This window comes from Paraburkholderia sp. SIMBA_027 (genome assembly GCF_046535315.1).
Classification (GTDB): Bacteria; Pseudomonadota; Gammaproteobacteria; order Burkholderiales; family Burkholderiaceae; genus Paraburkholderia; species Paraburkholderia tropica.
The window spans coordinates 1-389 of record NZ_JAWRWY010000157.1 but is presented as its reverse complement, the minus strand read 5'-3'; the positions used below and the strand labels follow the sequence as shown (position 1 = coordinate 389).

The window sequence follows — 389 nt, the reverse complement described above, 5'->3', positions numbered from 1 at the left end:
CTGGTCATCAACGGCGGAGCTGTGGTGCGAACAATCAACGTTCCTTTTCCGCGCGACGTCGTCGTGGATTCGGTGACTCATACCGCTTATGTGACAAGCCCGGGCCTTCACACGGTGTCCGTCATCCATGGCAGCACAGTCACCGATACCATCCCGGTTCACGATCCCGGCCGGCCCGTGGTGGACCAGACAGGACACACGCTCTATGTGCCCTCCTCCGACGGTTCGGTCTCCGTAATCCGGGATCCGTCCAACCGGGACTTCACCTCCGACGGCCGCACCGATGTCGTGGCCCGCGACGGAAGCGGGGCACTCTGGCTGTATCCCGGCAACGGCTCCGGCGGCTGGCTCGACCCTGAACGTGCAGGACAGGGCTGGGGTGCCATGAC

General features: G+C 64.3%; 1 pseudogene. It reads left to right on the top strand.

Features of this window, described 5'->3' with window-relative positions:
- A pseudogene (locus SB764_RS38575) lies at positions 1-389 on the top strand (hypothetical protein); the annotation flags it as partial.